Here is a 1,419-nt window from a genome sequence, read left to right on the forward strand (position 1 = left end):
TGGAGCTTAGCGATGTCACCGTCGATGAAGGCGGTAACATCACCTTAACCGCTAATGTCGAGAATGCACCGCAAAACACCCCACTGGTCATTACCTTATCCAATGGCGAAATCATCACCATAGCAGTAGGACAAACCAGTGGCAGTGTCACCTTCCCAGCACCCACAGATGATGCCTACATCGATGCCGGCAGCCAAACCATCAGCATCAGCAGTGCAGTGGGTGGCAATTACGAACAACTGGATACCAGTGATACGGCAACGATTACAATTCAAGACACCATCGACACCACCGCCGTCACCCTGGGCGATGTCACCGTTAACGAAGGTGGTATGGTGACTTTGACCGCCAACGTCGAGAACGCACCGAAAGATACGCCCCTCACCATTACCCTGTCCAATGGCGAAGTCATCACCATCGCGGTAGGACAAACCAGTGGCAGTGTCACCTTCCCTGCCTCAACGGATGATGCCTACATCGATGCCGGCAGCCAAACCATCAGCATCAGCAATGCAACCGGTGGCAATTACGAACAATTGGATACCAGTGATACGGCAACGATTACCGTTCAAGATACCATTGATACCACCACCGTCACCCTGGGCGATGTCACCGTCAATGAAGGCGGTATGGTGACCTTAACCGCCAATGTCGAGAATGCACCGCAAAACACCCCGCTGGTCATTACCTTATCCAATGGCGAAATCATCACCATAGCAGTAGGACAAACCAGTGGCAGCGTTACCTTCCCAGCCCCCGCAGATGATGCCTATATCGATGCCGGCACGCAAACCATCAGCATCAGCAATGCAGCCGGTGGCAATTACGAACAATTGGATACCAGCGACACCGCAACGATTACCGTTCAAGATACCATTGATACCACCACCGTTACCCTGGGCGATGTCACCGTCAATGAAGGCGGCAGCATCACTTTGACCGCCAATGTGAATAATGCACCGCAAACCGATTTAACCTTAACCTTGTCCAATGGGGAAGTGATCACCATTCTTGCTGGACAAACGAGCGGCAGCGTCACCTTCCCAGCCCCCGCAGATGATGCCTACGTCGATGCCGATAGCCAAACCATCAGCATCAGCAATGCAGCCGGTGGCAATTACGAACAATTGGATACCAGCGACACCGCAACGATCACGGTGCAAGATACCCTTGACACCACCACCGTCACCCTGGGCGATGTCACCGTCAATGAAGGCGATATGGTGACCTTAACCGCCAACGTCAACAATGCACCGCAAACCGATTTAACCTTAACCCTGTCCAATGGGGAAGTCATTACCATTCTTGCTGGACAAACGAGCGGCAGCGTCACCTTCCCAGCCCCAGCCGACGATGCCTACGTCGATGCCGGTACACAAACCATCAGCATCAGCAATGCAGCCGGTGGCAATTACGAAA

1 protein-coding gene is annotated in these 1,419 nt (G+C 53.0%); it reads left to right on the top strand.

Features of this window, described 5'->3' with window-relative positions:
* Positions 1-1,419 (top strand): immunoglobulin-like domain-containing protein (locus ELY11_RS12435; RefSeq protein ID WP_325049678.1); only part of this gene is annotated, 1,419 nt, incomplete at both ends.

This window comes from Legionella septentrionalis (assembly GCF_003989745.1).
GTDB lineage: Bacteria > Pseudomonadota > Gammaproteobacteria > Legionellales > Legionellaceae > Legionella_A > Legionella_A septentrionalis.